The organism is Arthrobacter sp. YD2, assembly GCF_030410475.1.
Classification (GTDB): domain Bacteria; phylum Actinomycetota; class Actinomycetes; order Actinomycetales; family Micrococcaceae; genus Arthrobacter_B; species Arthrobacter_B zhangbolii.
Genome location: NZ_JAUHHB010000002.1, coordinates 866,525 through 883,291, shown reverse-complemented (window position 1 = coordinate 883,291; position 16,767 = coordinate 866,525). Strand labels below are relative to the sequence as shown.

The following is a 16,767-nucleotide window of genomic DNA, read 5'->3' as shown; positions in this document are numbered from 1 at the left end:
ACACGCGGGCCCGGTAATTGCACATGCACCGCCGGCCCCATAGCGTCTCAAGTACAGGGTTACTTGACATAACTCTAACCTTCAAGTTGAAGGTAAGAGTTTGTCGGTTCAAGGTTTTCGGCCGGACGGACCGCGCGAAACCCACAGGCATTGTGCCGGTGGAGGAGCGCGGCTGTTGGCGGCCGGGGCCGGCTCCGGCCGGCCCGAAGAGACACGCAGCTGCAGCACCCAGGCAGCCGCAGAAAAACATAAGTTGCAGAGATTCGAACAAGGGACACAGGACGTGGCAGCACCGCAGAATTACTTGGCCGTCATCAAGGTCGTCGGCATCGGCGGCGGTGGCGTGAACGCCGTAAACCGAATGATTGATGTTGGCCTCCGCGGCGTGGAGTTCATCGCCATCAATACCGATGCGCAGGCTCTGCTGATGAGTGACGCCGACGTCAAGCTCGACGTCGGACGCGAACTCACCCGCGGCCTGGGCGCCGGTGCGGATCCCGAAGTCGGCCGGAAGGCTGCCGAGGATCATGCAGAGGAAATCGAAGAGGTCCTGCGCGGCGCGGACATGGTCTTCGTTACCGCCGGCGAAGGTGGCGGCACCGGCACCGGCGGCGCTCCCGTCGTCGCCCGTATTGCCCGTTCGCTCGGTGCGCTGACCATCGGCGTTGTCACCCGGCCGTTCACGTTCGAAGGACGCCGGCGCTCCAACCAGGCCGAATCGGGCATCGACACCCTGCGCGATGAGGTCGATACCCTCATCGTCATCCCGAACGACCGCCTGCTCTCCATCAGCGACCGCAACGTGTCCATGCTGGACGCATTCCGCTCCGCCGACCAGGTGCTGCTGTCCGGTGTCCAGGGCATCACCGACCTGATCACCACCCCGGGCCTGATCAACCTCGACTTCGCGGACGTCAAGTCCGTGATGCAGGGTGCCGGTTCGGCCCTTATGGGCATCGGCTCCGCACGCGGTGAGGACCGCGCGGTCAAGGCAGCCGAGCTGGCCATAGCGTCACCGCTGCTCGAAGCCTCCATCGACGGCGCCCACGGCGTGCTGCTCTCCATCCAGGGTGGCTCCGACCTTGGCCTGTTCGAAATCAACGAAGCAGCCCGCCTGGTCCAGGAAGTGGCCCACCCCGAAGCCAACATCATCTTCGGTGCCGTCATTGACGACGCCCTGGGTGACGAAGCACGCGTTACGGTTATCGCAGCCGGCTTCGATCAGGTTGACGTGACTTCCCAGCCCGCTTCGCATAAGCCCGCAGAGCCGGCCACCCCGCCGTCTGCGGCACCTGCCGGCGGAAGCTTCGCAGCTGCCGCTCCGGCATCCGCCGGGCTCTCCGCCTGGTCGCAGCGGTCGCACCAGCACAGTGATGTCCCCGCCGACGCCGGCTTCGACATCGACCTGCCCGCCGTAGTGGAATCGGATCTGTCCACGGGCCGCCCGGATGATCTGGATGTTCCGGACTTCCTGAAGTAGTCGAACTGAGCACTGCAGCGGGGTTGCCCCGGATGTTCTGGTGGCACCGGCAGGTTGAAGAAAACCTGTGGGTGGGATTCACCGACGCTTCCGCGGGCAACCTCGCTTTGCATGTGGGGGATGACCCGGAGGCCGTCCTGCGGCGCCGGGCGGATCTCGAAGCAGCAATGGGTGTGGCGCCGGCGAGCCTGCGGTTTATGAACCAGGTGCATTCCGCCACAGTCCTCCACGCGCAGGAGGCAGGCGAAGCCGCGCCGACCGCCGACGGGCTGATCAGCACGGACGGCCTGGCACCCCTGGCGGTTATGGTTGCCGACTGCGTCCCCGTCCTGTTGGCAGGGCGGACGACGGCGGGCACGGCCGTAACCGCAGCTGTCCACGCCGGGCGCCGCGGCCTGCTCGACGGTATCCTGCCGGTGTCCGTGGAGCGCATGCGCGCCGCCGGTGCCGGGAGCATCCGCGCCTGGATCGGCCCGTGCATCTGCGGATCCTGCTACGAAGTCCCCGCAGCCATGCGGGCAGATGCGGCGGCAGTGCTGCCCGCAGCCGCCGCGAGCACCCGTGAGGGCACCCCTGCCCTGGACCTTCCTGCCGGAGCGCAGATGCAGCTGGAGGATCTGGGTGTAGACGTGGAACGCATCGAGGGGTGTACCCGGGAGAACGCCGAGCTGTACTCCCACCGGCGGGACCCGGGCACCGGACGTATTGCCGGCGTGATCTGGCGCCGGCCCTAAAACCCTCCGGCGCACGGTGCCGGGACAGGCCGGCCGGCGGAGTGAGAATGGAAAGACCATGACAATGACCCCTGAGCAGTCCTCCCGCGCCCGGGAGCTGGCACACCGGCTCCGGAGCGTACGCAACCGGATTGCCGCGGCCACCGCGCCGGACGGGCAGAATGAGCCGCACCTGATTGTGGTCACCAAGTACTTCCCCGCCTCCGACGTCCGGATCCTGAGAGATCTTGGAGTCCGGGATGTCGGCGAGAACAAGGACCAGGAAGCAGCAGCCAAGGCGGCGGAACTGGCGGATCCGGAGCTGAACTGGCACTTCATTGGCCAGCTGCAGTCCAACAAGGCCAAGTCTGTGGTGCGCTACGCCGCCTCGGTTCATTCGGTGGACCGGCTGTCCCTGGTCTCCGCGCTGGGCAAGGCGATGGGCGCCGAGCAGCGCCGCCGGGCGGACGGCGGAGTGCCGCAGCGCCCCGACCTCTCCTGTTTCATCCAGGTGGACCTGCGCCCCGGCCCGGCACGGGAAGCGGATCCGGGACGCGGGGGAGCGGCCCCGGAGGACGTTGCCGGCCTGGCCGATGCCGTTGCGGGCACCACGGGACTGAGGCTGGCCGGGCTGATGGCCGTGGCCCCGCTGGGGGAGGATCCGGATGCCGCCTTTGGCCGTCTGAACAGCCTGTCCCTGCAGCTGCAGCAGAATCACCCGCAGGCACGCAGCATTTCCGCGGGCATGAGCGGGGACCTCGAAGCGGCACTCGCCAACGGGGCGACACACCTGAGAATCGGCTCCGATGTTCTGGGCGCGCGCCCGCCGGTACGGTAGCGTCGAAGTACGAACACCACACAGCCGCCGTACGGCACAGCAGAAACCCCACGGGCAACTACGGCGTTGAAGGATTAGAGGAGCAACCATGGCTGGCGCAATGCGCAAGACAATGATCTACCTTGGGCTCGCCGACGGTGACGAGCACTACGAGTCGGAACAGCGAAACCTGAGGGAAGCTCCCGCCAGGGAAGAAGAGTTTGCCCCGGTCCAGGAAGCCGAGGAAGTGGCGCCGGAGCCGGCCCCCGCCCCGGTTGTCCGCAATGCAGTGGAGGAGTACCGCGCACCCGTGACACCCATCAAGCGTGCCCCCTCATCCCGTGAGGACGTTGCCGGCCTGCGGCAGATCACCACCGTCCACCCGCGCTCCTACAATGATGCCAAGATCATCGGAGAGAGCTTCCGTGACGGCATCCCCGTGATCATGAACGTCACCGACATGGGGGAAGCCGATGCCAAGCGGCTCGTCGACTTCTCTGCGGGCCTGGTCTTTGGCCTGCGCGGTAGCATCGAACGTGTGACCAACAAGGTTTTCCTGCTTTCGCCGTCGTACGTCGAGGTCCTGGGCGATGACAAGAAGGTCAGCGAATCCTCTTCCACATTCTTCAACCAGAGCTAGCCCGCTCCCGCACCGACGGGATGCCTGGGCGGCCGACCAAGAAATGAAACCCTGCGCGTGAATATCATTCTTCCCCTGGTGTACCTGGTGCTGGTCCTGTTCCAGCTCGCGCTGATCCTGCGGATCGTGTACGACGCCGTGCAAATGTTTGCGCGGCAGTGGCGTCCCAAGGGCCCCGCCCTGGTGGTGGCCACCGGTGTTTACGGTGCAACCGACCCGCCGCTGAAGCTCCTGCGCAGGGTCATTCCGCCGCTGCGGCTGGGCGGGATTTCGCTGGACCTGGCCTTCCTGGTGCTCTTTATCCTTGTCTCAATCCTGACCCAGGTGGTAGTGGGCATAGCCGTCTGACCTTGGACGATGCCCGGGGCCGGTTAGTTTTCAGCCCCCAAAAGATATACTGTGAAAATTGATACAACCCCAGATTTTGTATGTCCGTAATTCTCTACGTAGAACCGCCTGCCTGACACGCAGGCGAATCTTATAATCCAGTATGAGGTGACCAGATGGCTCTGACGCCAGAAGATGTTGTCAACAAGCGGTTCCAGCCGACCAAGTTCCGGGAAGGCTATGACCAGGACGAAGTCGATGACTTCCTCGACGAGATCGTGGTGGAGCTGCGCCGGCTGAACGCCGAAAACGAAGACCTCCGCCGCCAGCTGGCCGAGGCCGTTGCCGGCGGTTCGTCCAGCTCGGTTCCCGCGCCGGTCGCTGCAGCCTCCAAGACCGAGCAGGTCGCCGAAGAGCCCAAGCCCGAACCCAAGGTCGAAGCTCCGAAGGCTGAAGAGAAGCCGGCACCGGTCGAGACCAAGCCCGAGCCCGCCCCGGCTCCCGCCGCCGCTCCTGCCGCTGCCAACAACACCGAGACCGCCGCCGGCATCCTGGCCATGGCCCAGAAGATGCACGACGACTACGTCAGCGCCGGTGTTGAGCAGCGCGACAAGATCATCGCCGAAGCGCAGATCGAGGCCAGCGGCCTCGTCACGGACGCCCAGGAGAAGAGCCGCAAGATCCTCAGCACCCTCGAGCAGCAGAAGGCCGTGCTTGAGCGCAAGGTTGAGCAGCTGCGCGGCTTCGAGCGCGATTACCGCTCCCGCCTGAAGGCTTACATCGAAGGCCAGCTGCGTGATCTGGATGCACGCGGTTCGGTTGCTTCGGAAACCGCCGACGCATAATTCCTGCCAGTCCCGGTCCCGTGGGGATCGGTTAAACTGAAGGCAACGGCAGAACCTGCCACGGGCCGGCGGCCGGGTAACCCCGGCCGCCGGCCCGTGTCGTTTCCGATGTCCCTCATCCTTAAACAACGAAAGCATCATGACAACATCCTCACCGGAGACCCCCGGCCAAACAGGACTTGGGCACAGCACCGGCCGGAAGCGTCGGGCAGGGCTGCTGATGCTGCTCCTCGCGGCTGCCGCGCTGGCGTTTGACCAGCTCACCAAGCTGTGGGTTGTGCGCACCATGACCGAAGGGCAGATCACCGATGTGGCCGCCCCGCTGCTGCGCTGGCACTTCATCCGCAATCCTGGCGCCGCGTTCTCCATCGGCACCGACTACACCTGGGTCTTTACCATCATCATGGTGCTGGTCTCCGCCTTCCTCATCTACCTGATGTTCCGGGTCCGGTCGCTGGGCTGGGCGACGGCGCTGGGCCTGGTGCTCGGCGGTGCCATGGGCAACCTGATGGACCGTCTCTTCCGCGAACCCTCGTTCGGGCAGGGCCATGTGGTGGACTTCATCGCCTTCCCCAACTTCGCGATCTTCAATATCGCCGATTCCTGCGTGGTCAGCGGTGTCATTCTCGTGTGCCTGCTGACCCTGCGCGGGATCGACCTGGATGGCACGCGCAGCGTGGACAGCGCCGGGACCCGTGCCGGAAAAAAAGGTGCCGCTGCCGGGCACGGCGCCGAGGAACCCCGCAGTGGCGAACCCGGTGCTGCGGCGCCCGGCTCCGACGCGGGGGAGCGCAGCGGAAGCAGGCTCAGCGAGCGGGAGGACGAGCGGTGAACGAGCTGCATGCAGTTTTTAGCGTTCCGGAAGAAGCCGATGGAAAGCGCGCGGACGCGGTGGTCGCGTCCCTGCTCGAAGTATCCCGTTCAGTGGCAGCGACCTGGTGCACCGACGGCTACTTCAGCTCCGGCGGCCGGGTACTCTCCAAATCGGACAAGCTGAAGGCAGGCCAGGAAATCACCGCCGACGTGCCGGAACAGCGCGACCCGCTCGCCGTCGTCGTCGAACCCGTGGAGGACTTGAAGATCCTGGGCGATGACGAGCACTTCGTGGTGATTGACAAGCCGGTAGGCGTGGCAGCCCACCCCTCGCCGGGATGGGTCGGCCCCACAGTGGTGGGTGCCCTGGCAGCCGCCGGCTACCGGATTTCCACCTCCGGTGCGCCCGAGCGCCAGGGCATCGTCCACCGGCTCGACGTCGGCACCTCCGGCGTGATGGTGGTGGCCAAGACCGAGCACGCCTACACGCTGCTGAAACAGGCCTTTAAGGACCGCACCGTGGACAAGATGTACCACGCCGTGGTCCAGGGGCTGCCGGATCCGCTGAAGGGCACCATTGACGCACCCATCGGCCGGCACCCGGGCTACGACTGGCGCTTCGCCGTTGTCGAAGGAGGACGGCCCTCAGTCACCCATTACGAGGTCCTGGAAGCCTTTGGCAAGGCGTCCCTGGTGGAGGTGCACCTGGAAACCGGACGCACGCATCAGATCCGCGTCCATTTCTCCGCACTGCGACACCCTTGTGCCGGCGACCTGACCTACGGGGCTGACGCCAAACTTGCCGCCGAGCTGGGCCTGACCCGACAGTGGCTGCACGCCCGGAAGCTGGGCTTCACCCATCCGGGTTCCGGTGAATACGTGGAGTTTGTCAGCGAGTACCCGCAGGATCTGCAGTATGCCGTGGACGCACTGCGCAGCGGGCTGATCTAGCCGGAAGTGACATCCGGCGCAGCGGCGCGGCGGGGGTAAATCCCCCGCGCGCCGGGGCCTAGAATGTACTGGTGGCTTCAGCAACTAGTACGTCGAAATCGTTTGTCCATCTTCACAACCACACTGAATACTCGATGCTGGACGGTGCCGCGAGGCTGACCGACCTGTTCAGCCACGCCGACGAACTGGGCATGAATGCCCTGGCGACCACCGACCACGGATTCGTGTTCGGCGCCTTTGATTTCTGGAACAAGGCCCGCAGCGCAGGCATCAAACCCATTGTGGGTGTGGAGGCCTATCTCACCCCCGGCACCGCCCGGGCGGACAAAACCCGTGTGAAGTGGGGCGACGGCGGCCGCAACGACGTTTCCGGCGCCGGTGCCTACACCCACATGACCATGTGGGCCGAAAGCACCGAAGGCATGCACAACCTGTTCCGCATGTCCTCCCTCGCCTCCCTCGAGGGCTACCTCTACAAGCCCCGCATGGACCGGGACCTGCTGCAGACCTACGGCAAGGGCCTCATTGCCACCACCGGCTGCCCCTCCGGCGAAGTGCAGACCAAGCTGCGCCTGGGACTCTACAAGGAAGCCGTGCAGGCAGCCTCGGACTTCCGGGACATCTTCGGCAAGGAGAACTTCTTCTGCGAGCTGATGGACCACGGCCTGGACATTGAACGCAACGTCCAGGCGGACCTGATCAAGCTGGCGCGGGAACTGCAGCTGCCCCTGGTGGCCACCAATGACCTGCACTACACCCACGCCGAGGATGCCTCCGCCCACGCGGCCCTGCTCTGCGTCCAGTCCGGCTCGTCGCTGGCTGACCCCAAGCGCTTCAAGTTCGACGCCGACGAGTTCTACCTGAAGTCCCCGGATGAAATGCGGGCCATCTTCCGCGACCACCCGGACGCCTGCGACAACACCCTGCTCATTGCCGAGCGGTGCGACGTCGAATTCAACACCAAAGCCTCCTACATGCCCCGTTTCCCCTGCCCGCCCGGGGAAAACGAGGAATCCTGGTTCATCAAGGAAGTGGAAACCGGGCTGCACTACCGGTTCCCGAAGGGCATTCCGGACGATGTCCGCAAGCAGGCCGAATACGAAATCGGCATCATCACCCAGATGGGCTTCCCGGGCTACTTCCTGGTGGTGGCCGACTTCATCAACTGGGCCAAGAACAACGGCATCCGGGTGGGCCCCGGCCGCGGCTCCGGCGCCGGTTCCATGGTGGCCTACGCCATGCGCATCACCGACCTGAACCCGCTGAACCACGGGCTGATCTTCGAACGCTTCCTGAACCCGGACCGTGTGTCCATGCCTGACTTCGACGTCGACTTCGATGATCGGCGCCGCTCCGAAGTGATCCACTACGTCACCGAGAAGTACGGCGCGGACCGCGTCTCCATGATCGTCACCTACGGCACCATCAAGGCCAAGCAGGCCCTGAAGGACTCCTCCCGCGTGATGGGCTACCCGTTCTCCGTGGGCGAGCGGCTCACCAAGGCCATGCCGCCGGACGTGATGGGCAAGGGCCTGTCCCTGCAGGACGTGCACAACAAGGAAGCCAAGCGGTACGGCGAAGCCGACGAGCTGCGCGAGCTGCTCAAGACCGATCCGGATTCCCAGCGGGTCTTTGACACCGCACTGGGCCTGGAGGGGCTGAAGCGCCAGTGGGGCGTGCACGCCGCCGGCGTCATCATGTCCTCGGACCCGCTGATCGACATTATCCCGATCATGAAGCGCGAGCAGGACGGGCAGGTAATCACCCAGTTCGATTACCCCACCTGCGAAGGCCTGGGCCTGATCAAGATGGACTTCCTCGGCCTGAGGAACCTGACGATCATTTCCGACGCCATTGAGAACATAAAGCTCAACCAGGACATTGACCTGGACCTGGAGCAGCTTGAACTCGATGACAAGGGCTCCTACGACCTGCTGGCAAGCGGTGACACCCTGGGCGTGTTCCAGCTCGACGGCGGGCCCATGCGGTCCCTGCTCAAGCTCATGCGCCCGGATAACTTCGAAGACATCTCCGCTGTCATCGCGCTGTACCGGCCCGGTCCCATGGGCGCCAACTCGCACACCAACTACGCCCTGCGCAAGACCGGCGTCCAGGAAATCACCCCGATCCATCCCGAGCTGGAAGAGCCGCTGCGGGAAATCCTGGACACCACCTACGGCCTGATTGTGTATCAGGAGCAGGTCATGGCCATCGCCCAGAAGGTCGCCGGCTTCACGCTCGGCCAGGCAGATATCCTCCGCCGCGCCATGGGCAAAAAGAAGAAGTCCGAGCTGGACAAGCAGTACGCCGGCTTCCACCAGGGCATGGTGGACCGCGGCTACTCGGAGGCGGCCATCAAGGCCCTCTGGGACATCCTGCTTCCCTTCTCCGACTACGCCTTCAACAAAGCCCACTCCGCTGCCTACGGCCTGGTCTCCTACTGGACCGCCTACCTCAAGGCGCACTACCCGTCCGAGTACATGGCTGCCCTGCTCACCTCCGTCGGTGACGACAAGGACAAGCTCGCCCTGTACCTGAACGAGTGCCGCAAAATGGGCATCACGGTGCTGCCGCCGGACGTCAACGAGTCCTCGGTGAACTTCACCCCTGTGGGCAAGGACATCCGCTTCGGCATGGGCGCCATCCGCAACGTGGGCACCAACGTGGTCCAGGCCATGGTGGCCGCCCGTGAGGAGAAGGGTGCCTACACCAACTTCAAGGACTTCCTGATGAAGGTCCCGGCGGTGGTCTGCAACAAGCGCACCATCGAATCCCTCATCAAGGCCGGCGCCTTCGACTCCATGGGCCATGCCCGCCGGCCACTGGCGATGATCCATGAAGAAGCCATCGACTCGGTGGTGGTGCTCAAGCGCAACGAGGCCGTGGGACAGTTTGACCTCTTCGCCGCGATCAGCGACCAGGAGCCGGAAGACTCGATCAGCATCGATATTCCGGACCTGCCCGAATGGGAGAAGAAGGACAAACTCTCCTTTGAACGGGACATGCTCGGGCTCTACGTTTCGGACCATCCGCTGCAGGGCCTGGAAGGCATTCTGAGCCAGCACGCGGACTCCACCATCACGAACATCGTGGGGGAGGAAGGCCCGCCCGACGGCGCCATCGTCACCATCGCCGGCATGATCACCTCGCTGCAGCGGCGCATCGCGAAGAACAGCGGCAACGCCTATGCCCGCTGCGAGATTGAGGACCTTGCCGGGTCCATGGAAGTGATGTTCTTCGGGCAGGTGTACGGCCCGATTGCGGCGGTGCTGGCCGAGGACCTGATTGTGGTGGTTCGTGGCCGGCTGCAGCGCCGCGACGACGGCGCCGTCACCCTCAACGCCCAGGAACTGACCGTTCCGGACCTCAGCGAAGGCCATTCCGGCCCCGTGGTGATTTCCATGGCGACCTATAAAGCCACCGAAACAGTGGTGTCGCAGCTGGGCGACGTGCTGCGCACGCACCCGGGCACATCGGAGGTGCAGATCCGGCTCAACGGTTCCCGCACCGTGGAAGTCATGAAGCTGGGAGTCGACATGCGCGTGAACCCCACGCCGTCGCTGTTCGGTGACCTGAAGGTGCTGCTCGGCCCGGCCTGCCTGGACAGCTAGCAGGCGCCCGACGAACAGGAGGGATGGCCCGTAGTGCGGCGACGCGCAGCGGTGCCGGGCCGCCGGGGCTGGGTAGAATAAAAGGCGTGATCTCTTCCAGCCCCGAAGCAGCCTTTGATTCATTCCGCACCATTGACCTGCGCGGGAAGCACCTGAGCCCCGCAGAGCTCAAGGGTGCCATGCCGCGCGCCGAAACCACGTTCGACGCCGCCTCCGACGCGGTTGCCGCCATCATCACCGATGTCCGCACGCGTGGATTTGCGGCCCTGACGGACCTGGCGCAGCGCTTCGACGGCGTGGAGCAGCATTCGGTGCGGGTTCCGGACGAAGCACTGGACACCGCACTGGAGCAGCTGGACCCCGCGGTCCGTTCCGCCCTGGAAACCGCGATTGACCGGACCCGGACCTTCGCCAAAGCCCAGTGCCCTGCGGATGCGGAGGTCGAAATCCGCCCCGGTGCCGTCCTCACGCACAAATGGGTTCCGGTGTCCCGGGTGGGGCTCTACGTGCCCGGCGGTCTGGCCGTCTACCCGTCTTCGGTGATCATGAACGTTGTCCCGGCGCAGGCGGCAGGCGTCCAATCCCTGGCCCTGGCATCCCCGCCGCAGAAGGAATTCGGCGGACTGCCCCACCCCACCATCCTGGCCGCCGCCAAACTCCTGGGCATCACCGAGGTCTACGCAGTGGGCGGGGCGCAGGCCATCGCCGCCTTCGCCTACGGGGTTCCCGCCGATGCGAACAACGGCGAACTTCTTCCCGTGGACGTAGTGACCGGCCCGGGCAACGTGTTTGTCGCGACCGCCAAGCGCCTGGTCAAGGGCGTGGTGGGTATTGACTCCGAAGCCGGACCCACCGAGATTATGGTCCTGGCGGATGACACAGCCAACCCCCGGCTGGTGGCAGCTGACCTCATCAGCCAGGCCGAGCACGATCCCAACGCCGGCTCGGTCCTGGTGACCGCTTCCGAGGAACTTGCCGGGAAGGTCCGGGCCGAACTCGCCCGCCAGGCCGGCACCACAAAGCACGGCGACCGGGTGCGGACCGCCCTGTCCGGCGCGCAGTCCGGTGTGATCCTGGTGGATGGCCTGGAACAGGGGATCGCGGTCTGTGATGCCTATGCAGCTGAACACCTCGAGATCCAGACTGCCGACGCCGAGGCGGTGGCAGCGCGGATCCGCAGCGCGGGTGCCATCTTCGTTGGGGATTACAGCCCCGTCAGCCTGGGGGACTACTGCGCCGGTTCCAACCACGTGCTGCCCACCGGCGGCACTGCAGCGTTCTCCTCCGGCCTGAACGTCACCACCTTTATGCGGGCCATCCAGGTGATCAACTACAACCGTGAGGCACTGCAGGAGGTAAGCGCGGACATTGTGGCCCTCTCGGTCGCCGAAGATCTGCCCGCCCACGGCGACGCGGTCACCGTCCGGTTCAGCTAAGCCGCTCTTTCTCTCCCACCCGCCACATGTAGTGGAACCAACCACTACATGTGGTGGTCCCACTTGGTGCCGAAGGTGCGTGCGCCCTATAGTGAGAGCACCATAAGGCCCATCGCGAAAGGACGGGACATGTACTGTCCGTTTTGCCGCAACGCTGATTCCCGCGTCGTGGACAGCCGCCTGGCGGATGACGGTTCGGCAATCCGCCGCCGCCGGCAGTGCCCCCAGTGCGGACGCCGGTTCTCCACGGTGGAAACCACCAGCCTCAGCGTGATCAAGCGCTCCGGCGTGGGGGAGCCCTTCAGCCGCAGCAAGGTCATTAACGGCGTACGCAAGGCCTGCCAGGGCCGGCCGGTCAGTGAAGATGATCTGGCCATGCTGGCGCAGGAAGTCGAGGAATCCATCCGCGCCAGCGGCGTGGCGGAGATTGATGCCCACGAAGTAGGCCTGGCCATCCTGACGCCGCTGCAGAAGCTGGACCAGGTGGCCTACCTGCGCTTCGCCAGCGTCTACCAGTCCTTCGAATCGCTGGAGGATTTCGAGACCGCCATCGAGAAGCTGCGGACCGAGGGCCGGGACAGTGCGGGCAGGGTGCCCTCCGGCGCCCAGCGTCCGCTTACGGCGCAGTAGCCCGCTTACGTCCCCGTCCAATTACGGCGCAGTAGCCCGCACAAACACGAAAAAGGCGGCGGAAGGGAAATCCCTTCCGCCGCCTTTCTGCCGTCCGCCCGCCTGCACTGGGCGCGGCGGAGGCTGCGGGCCTACTTGATGTACTTGAAATGCAGGGCTGCCTGCAGGGCCGCGCCCACAATGCCTGCGTTGTTCTTCAGGTTGGCCGTGACCATGGGGGTCCGCAGATCCAGCATGGGCAGGAAGTCCTCGCTGCGCTTGGAGATGCCCCCGCCGATCACGAACAGGTCGGGGGAGAAGAGGAACTCCACGTGGGAGAAGTAGCGCTGCAGCCGCTGGGCATACTCCTCCCAGCCGATGCCGTCACGCTCCCGTGCCGAGGCGGACGCCTTGGACTCCGCGTCGTGGCCGTCAATCTCCAGGTGGCCCAGCTCGGCGTTGGGAACCAGGACACCCTGGTGGATCAGCGCCGAGCCGATGCCGGTGCCGAGGGTGATGACCAGCACCGTGCCCTCCACGCCGCGCCCGGCGCCGTAGCGTGCCTCGGCCAGCCCGGCGGCGTCGGCGTCGTTCATGACCTGCACATCCCGGCCCAGCGCCTTGGTGAGCAGGGCGTCGACGTCGGTGTCCACCCAGCTGTTGTCCACGTTGGCCGCGGAACGGGCAACGCCGTGCTGGATGATGGCCGGGAAGGTGACGCCCACGGGCACATCGGGACCCGGGCCCTCGGGGCGCGAGGACAGCTCCGCCACGATCTGCCCGACGACGCCGGCTACGGCTTCAGGGGTGGCCGGCTGCGGGGTGGGAATACGGAACCGGTCGCCAATCAGCTTGCCCTTGGACAGGTCGACGACGCCGCCCTTGATGCCGGTGCCGCCGATATCAATTCCAATGACGGCGTCGACGTGCTTGTCGGACTTATGCTTCTTGGCCATGGTTCTCCAGTAGTAGTTCTGAGCTCGGGCTTACGCGGATTAGGGAAGGGTCAGAACTTCGGCACCGGTATCAGTGACGAGCAGGGTGTGCTCGAACTGCGCGGTCCGTTTGCGGTCCTTGGTCAGGACGGTCCAGTTGTCATCCCACATGTCCCACTCAATGGTTCCCAGAGTGAGCATAGGTTCAATCGTAAACACCATTCCCGGTTCAATCAGCCTGCTGTACGCCGGTGCGGCGTCGTAATGCGGGATGATCAGGCCGGTGTGGAACGCCTCGCCCACGCCGTGGCCGGTGAAGTCCCGGACCACGCCGTAGCCGAAGCGCTTGGCGTAAGACTCGATGGTACGGCCGATGACGTTGATTTCACGTCCCGGCGCGACGGCCTTGATTGCCCGGCGCAGGGACTCCTGGGTGCGTTCCACCAGCAGACGGGAATCCTCGTCCACGTCGCCCACAAGGAAGGTCCAGTTGGTATCGCCGTGCACGCCGTTGATATAGGCAGTGATGTCGATGTTGATGATGTCGCCGTCGGCGAGCACCGTGCTGTCCGGGATGCCGTGGCAGATGACCTCATTGATGGAGGAGCACAGGGACTTGGGGAAGCCCCGGTAACCCAGCGTGGAGGGGTAGGCATGGTGATCCAGCAGGAACTCGTGGCCCACCCGGTCCAGCTCATCGGTGGTGACGCCCGGAGCAATGTGCCTGCCCACCTCGACGATGGCCTGGGCAGCGATCCGGCTGGCAATCCGGATCTTTTCGATGGTCTCCGCAGACTTGACCTCGGACCCGGTGAACGGTGCCGGTGCCTCCCGGTCCACATATTCGGGGCGGGGGATCGACGCCGGTACCCGCAGCCGGGGGCTCACAATCCCGGGCGAGAGGTGTCCAACAGGTGCAGTGGCAAGATTCTGGGGCATACCATCGATCTTATCGCCAGCGTGCCCGGACAGGGGACGGGGAAGTACCAAACGCACCGGCGGCCGGTACCGCCGGGCGCACAGTCAACAGGAGGACACCAATGGCCGATTACTGGTTCAACGTTGTGACGCATGAGGTCGAGGAAGGTCCGCAGTCCGACTGGACGAAGCTGCTCGGACCCTACCCCACGCGTGAAGAAGCCGAACTGGCACTGCAGAAGGTCCAGGCCAGGAACAAGGCCTGGGACGCGGAGGAAGACTGACTAGAAGCTGTGCTCCGGGCCGGGGAAGGAGCCGCTGCGGACCTCGTCCGCGTATTCCTTCGCCGCCCGGGACAGCTCGGTGCGCAGGTCCGCGAACGCCTTGACGAAGCGCGGCTGCCGTCCGCCGCGCAGTCCGGCCATGTCCTGCCACACCAGCACCTGCCCGGTGGTCGCGTTGCCCGCACCGATCCCGATGGTGGGCACCCGCACCGCGGCGTCGACCTCGGCTGCGATGTCCGCAGGCACCATTTCCATCAGCACGCAGAACGCACCGGCCTCGGCAAGCGCTACGGCATCCGCCACCACTTCCGCACCGGCTTCGCCGCGGCCCTGGACCTTGTAGCCGCCCAGGGCGTGTTCGGCCTGGGGCGTGAAGCCCACATGCGCCATCACCGGGATGCCGGCGGCCGTCATGGCCCGGACATGGTCCACGTAGTGACGCCCGCCTTCCATCTTGACGGCGTGGACCAGACCTTCCTTCATCAGCCGCACGGAGGATTCGATGGCCTGGGCGGGGGAGACCTCGTAGGAGCCGAAAGGCAGGTCGCAGACCACCAGTGCGTGGCTTGCCCCGGCGGTCACCGAGCGGGCAAAAACGATCATTTCGTCCATGGTGATGGGCAGGGTAGTCGCGTGTCCCATCACGTTGTTGGCCGCGGAGTCGCCCACCAGCAGCACCTCAATGCCGGCTTCATCGAAAATGCCGGCGGCGTACTGGTCATAGGCGGTCAGCATCGCGAATCTGCCGCCGTTGTCCTTGAGCTGCTGCAGGTGCGAGATACGGATTTTCTTCAGCGCCGGGGCCGCTGAGGCGGCGGGCGTCCCGGGGGCGGCGGCGTACGGGGAAGGCTGTTCGGCACTGGTCATGTATCGAGCCTACTAAAGAACGGGGACGGGGAACCCGCCGTCCCGCCGTCGGCGGTGCCGTAACGCAACGGCTCGAAGAACGCGCTGAGGTGGAAATGGCGCGTACGTAGGTAGAGTGAAGAAGGCTTCACAAGTCTCAAAACGGGAACAGGAAAGAAGGTAAGGATGAACCGCCAGCAGGAATTCGTTCTGCGCACCATCGAGGAGCGCGATGTCCGGTTTGTGCGGTTGTGGTTCACCGACGTCGTGGGCTCACTGAAGTCGGTGGCACTGGCCCCGGCGGAAGTGGAAGGCGCGTTCGAGGAGGGGCTGGGATTCGACGGCTCGTCCATTGAAGGCCTGGCGCGGATTTTCGAGTCCGACATGCTGGCCCAGCCTGATCCGTCCACGTTCCAGATCCTGCCCTGGCGCGGCGACGAAGAGCAGACCTCCCGGATGTTCTGCGACATCCTCACCCCGGACGGCCAGCCCTCCGCTGCGGACCCGCGCAACGTGCTCAAGCGCCAGCTGGCCAAGGCCGCGGACATGGGCTTCACCTGCTACACCCATCCGGAGATCGAGTTCTACCTGCTGAAGTCGGACCAGCTGGGGGATGACGGCGAGCCGGTTCCGGTGGACCAGGCCGGATACTTCGACCACGTTCCCGGCGGCGTTGCCCAGGATTTCCGCCGCACCGCCGTGTCCATGCTGGAAGCGGTGGGCATTTCCGTGGAGTTCAGCCACCATGAGGCCGGTCCGGGCCAGAACGAGATCGACCTGCGCTACGCCGACGCCCTGCAGACCGCGGATAACATCATGACCTTCCGCACCGTCGTCAAGGAAGTTGCCCTGATGACGGACTGCTACGCCAGCTTTATGCCGAAGCCGTTCTCGCACCACCCCGGCTCCGGCATGCACACCCACTTCTCCCTGTTCGAGGGCGACAGCAACGCGTTCTTCGAGGCCGGCGCCGAATTCCAGCTGTCCAAGACCGCCCGGCAGTTCATGGCCGGCATCCTGCGCCACGCCCCGGAGTTCACCGCCGTCACCAACCAGTTCGTGAACTCCTACAAGCGGCTCTGGGGCGGCGGCGAAGCACCGAGCTACCTCTCCTGGGGCCACAACAACCGCTCGGCTCTGCTCCGGGTTCCGCTGTACAAGCCGAACAAGGGACAGTCCGCGCGCATTGAATACCGCGGCATCGACTCGGCGGCCAACCCCTACCTGTCCTACGCGGTGCTGCTAGGCGCCGGCCTGAAGGGCATTGAAGAGGGCTATGACCTGCCGCCCGGTGCCGAGGACGATATTGAAAGCCTGAGCGCCGCCGAACGCCGCGCCATGGGGCACGACCCGCTGCCCGCATCCCTGCATGACGCCGTGCGGGTCATGGAGGACTCCGAGCTGGTCGCCGAAATCCTCGGCGAGCAGGTGTTCGAGAACTTCCTGCGCAACAAGCGCGCGGACTGGAACGAGTACCGCCAGCACGTGACCCGGTTCGAGCTGCAGAAGAACCTGGGCATTCTCTAACGGAGGGCCGGTACC

Annotated in this window: 16 protein-coding genes; 13 read left to right on the top strand and 3 right to left on the bottom strand. The window is 65.2% G+C overall.

Annotation, left to right across the window (positions count from 1 at the left end; genetic code table 11):
* Positions 1-283: 283 nt before the first annotated feature.
* The 11 genes from ftsZ (at position 284) to nrdR (ending at position 12,263) form a co-directional block, all read left to right on the top strand.
* A complete protein-coding gene (ftsZ, locus tag QWJ37_RS10740) occupies positions 284-1,480 on the top strand; it encodes a cell division protein FtsZ (RefSeq protein WP_227902290.1) in 1,197 nt (398 codons plus the stop codon).
* Between the two features lie 32 nt (positions 1,481-1,512).
* On the top strand, positions 1,513-2,214 hold the full coding sequence (pgeF, locus tag QWJ37_RS10735) for a peptidoglycan editing factor PgeF (protein WP_290245255.1): 702 nt from the start codon (positions 1,513-1,515) through the stop codon (positions 2,212-2,214).
* Between the two features lie 58 nt (positions 2,215-2,272).
* Positions 2,273-3,031 (top strand): YggS family pyridoxal phosphate-dependent enzyme, encoded by a 759-nt coding sequence (locus tag QWJ37_RS10730; RefSeq protein WP_227902288.1) that lies wholly within the window; start codon positions 2,273-2,275, stop codon positions 3,029-3,031.
* 88 nt (positions 3,032-3,119) lie between these two features.
* Positions 3,120-3,650: a cell division protein SepF gene (sepF, locus tag QWJ37_RS10725; RefSeq protein WP_227902287.1), complete on the top strand. Its 531-nt coding sequence runs from the start codon at positions 3,120-3,122 to the stop codon at positions 3,648-3,650.
* A gap of 57 nt (positions 3,651-3,707) precedes the next feature.
* On the top strand, positions 3,708-3,998 hold the full coding sequence (locus QWJ37_RS10720) for a YggT family protein (protein WP_227902286.1): 291 nt from the start codon (positions 3,708-3,710) through the stop codon (positions 3,996-3,998).
* A 155-nt stretch (positions 3,999-4,153) separates the two neighbouring features.
* Positions 4,154-4,822 (top strand): DivIVA domain-containing protein, encoded by a 669-nt coding sequence (locus QWJ37_RS10715; protein ID WP_227902285.1) that lies wholly within the window; start codon positions 4,154-4,156, stop codon positions 4,820-4,822.
* Between the two features lie 220 nt (positions 4,823-5,042).
* Entirely contained in the window at positions 5,043-5,654 is a 612-nt protein-coding gene (gene lspA, locus QWJ37_RS10710; protein WP_290245299.1) for a signal peptidase II, read from the top strand.
* A complete protein-coding gene (locus QWJ37_RS10705; protein WP_227902266.1) occupies positions 5,651-6,586 on the top strand; it encodes an RluA family pseudouridine synthase in 936 nt (311 codons plus the stop codon). The genes lspA and QWJ37_RS10705 overlap by 4 nt, the downstream gene beginning before the upstream one ends.
* Before the next feature lie 71 nt (positions 6,587-6,657).
* A complete protein-coding gene (gene dnaE, locus QWJ37_RS10700) occupies positions 6,658-10,197 on the top strand; it encodes a DNA polymerase III subunit alpha (RefSeq protein WP_227902265.1) in 3,540 nt (1,179 codons plus the stop codon).
* A gap of 77 nt (positions 10,198-10,274) precedes the next feature.
* Positions 10,275-11,633, top strand: coding sequence for a histidinol dehydrogenase (gene hisD, locus QWJ37_RS10695; RefSeq protein ID WP_227928090.1), 1,359 nt, complete (start codon positions 10,275-10,277; stop codon positions 11,631-11,633).
* A gap of 129 nt (positions 11,634-11,762) precedes the next feature.
* Positions 11,763-12,263, top strand: coding sequence for a transcriptional regulator NrdR (gene nrdR / locus QWJ37_RS10690; protein ID WP_227902264.1), 501 nt, complete (start codon positions 11,763-11,765; stop codon positions 12,261-12,263).
* Between the two features lie 131 nt (positions 12,264-12,394).
* Here nrdR and ppgK read toward each other — a convergent pair whose 3' ends face one another.
* Both ppgK and map read right to left on the bottom strand, forming a co-directional pair.
* Positions 12,395-13,198 (bottom strand): polyphosphate--glucose phosphotransferase, encoded by an 804-nt coding sequence (ppgK, locus tag QWJ37_RS10685; protein WP_227902263.1) that lies wholly within the window; start codon positions 13,196-13,198, stop codon positions 12,395-12,397.
* Between the two features lie 39 nt (positions 13,199-13,237).
* Positions 13,238-14,116 (bottom strand): type I methionyl aminopeptidase, encoded by an 879-nt coding sequence (gene map, locus QWJ37_RS10680; RefSeq protein ID WP_227902262.1) that lies wholly within the window; start codon positions 14,114-14,116, stop codon positions 13,238-13,240.
* Positions 14,117-14,217: 101 nt separating this feature from the next.
* Between map and QWJ37_RS10675 the strand changes: the two genes are divergently transcribed.
* Positions 14,218-14,379, top strand: coding sequence for an SPOR domain-containing protein (locus QWJ37_RS10675; protein WP_227902261.1), 162 nt, complete (start codon positions 14,218-14,220; stop codon positions 14,377-14,379).
* On the opposite strand, the gene panB is transcribed toward QWJ37_RS10675, so the two are convergent.
* Positions 14,380-15,246: a 3-methyl-2-oxobutanoate hydroxymethyltransferase gene (panB, locus tag QWJ37_RS10670; RefSeq protein ID WP_227902260.1), complete on the bottom strand. Its 867-nt coding sequence runs from the start codon at positions 15,244-15,246 to the stop codon at positions 14,380-14,382. It lies immediately after the preceding gene.
* Positions 15,247-15,411: 165 nt separating this feature from the next.
* Here panB and QWJ37_RS10665 point away from each other — a divergent pair, with 165 nt between their 5' ends.
* A complete protein-coding gene (locus tag QWJ37_RS10665) occupies positions 15,412-16,752 on the top strand; it encodes a glutamine synthetase family protein (RefSeq protein ID WP_227902259.1) in 1,341 nt (446 codons plus the stop codon).
* The last annotated feature ends 15 nt before the right edge of the window (positions 16,753-16,767 follow it).

Bases quoted from the DNA above. Each gene is read 5' to 3' on its own strand.
- map (WP_227902262.1), bottom strand. From the start codon at position 14,116: ATGCCCCAGAATCTTGCCACTGCACCTGTTGGACACCTCTCGCCCGGG.
- ppgK (WP_227902263.1), bottom strand. From the start codon at position 13,198: ATGGCCAAGAAGCATAAGTCCGACAAGCACGTCGACGCCGTCATTGGA.
- nrdR (WP_227902264.1), top strand. From the start codon at position 11,763: ATGTACTGTCCGTTTTGCCGCAACGCTGATTCCCGCGTCGTGGACAGC.
- QWJ37_RS10730 (WP_227902288.1), top strand. From the start codon at position 2,273: ATGACAATGACCCCTGAGCAGTCCTCCCGCGCCCGGGAGCTGGCACAC.
- QWJ37_RS10715 (WP_227902285.1), top strand. From the start codon at position 4,154: ATGGCTCTGACGCCAGAAGATGTTGTCAACAAGCGGTTCCAGCCGACC.
- QWJ37_RS10675 (WP_227902261.1), top strand. From the start codon at position 14,218: ATGGCCGATTACTGGTTCAACGTTGTGACGCATGAGGTCGAGGAAGGT.
- QWJ37_RS10665 (WP_227902259.1), top strand. From the start codon at position 15,412: ATGAACCGCCAGCAGGAATTCGTTCTGCGCACCATCGAGGAGCGCGAT.
- lspA (WP_290245299.1), top strand. From the start codon at position 5,043: ATGCTGCTCCTCGCGGCTGCCGCGCTGGCGTTTGACCAGCTCACCAAG.
- sepF (WP_227902287.1), top strand. From the start codon at position 3,120: ATGGCTGGCGCAATGCGCAAGACAATGATCTACCTTGGGCTCGCCGAC.
- pgeF (WP_290245255.1), top strand. From the start codon at position 1,513: ATGTTCTGGTGGCACCGGCAGGTTGAAGAAAACCTGTGGGTGGGATTC.
- panB (WP_227902260.1), bottom strand. From the start codon at position 15,246: ATGACCAGTGCCGAACAGCCTTCCCCGTACGCCGCCGCCCCCGGGACG.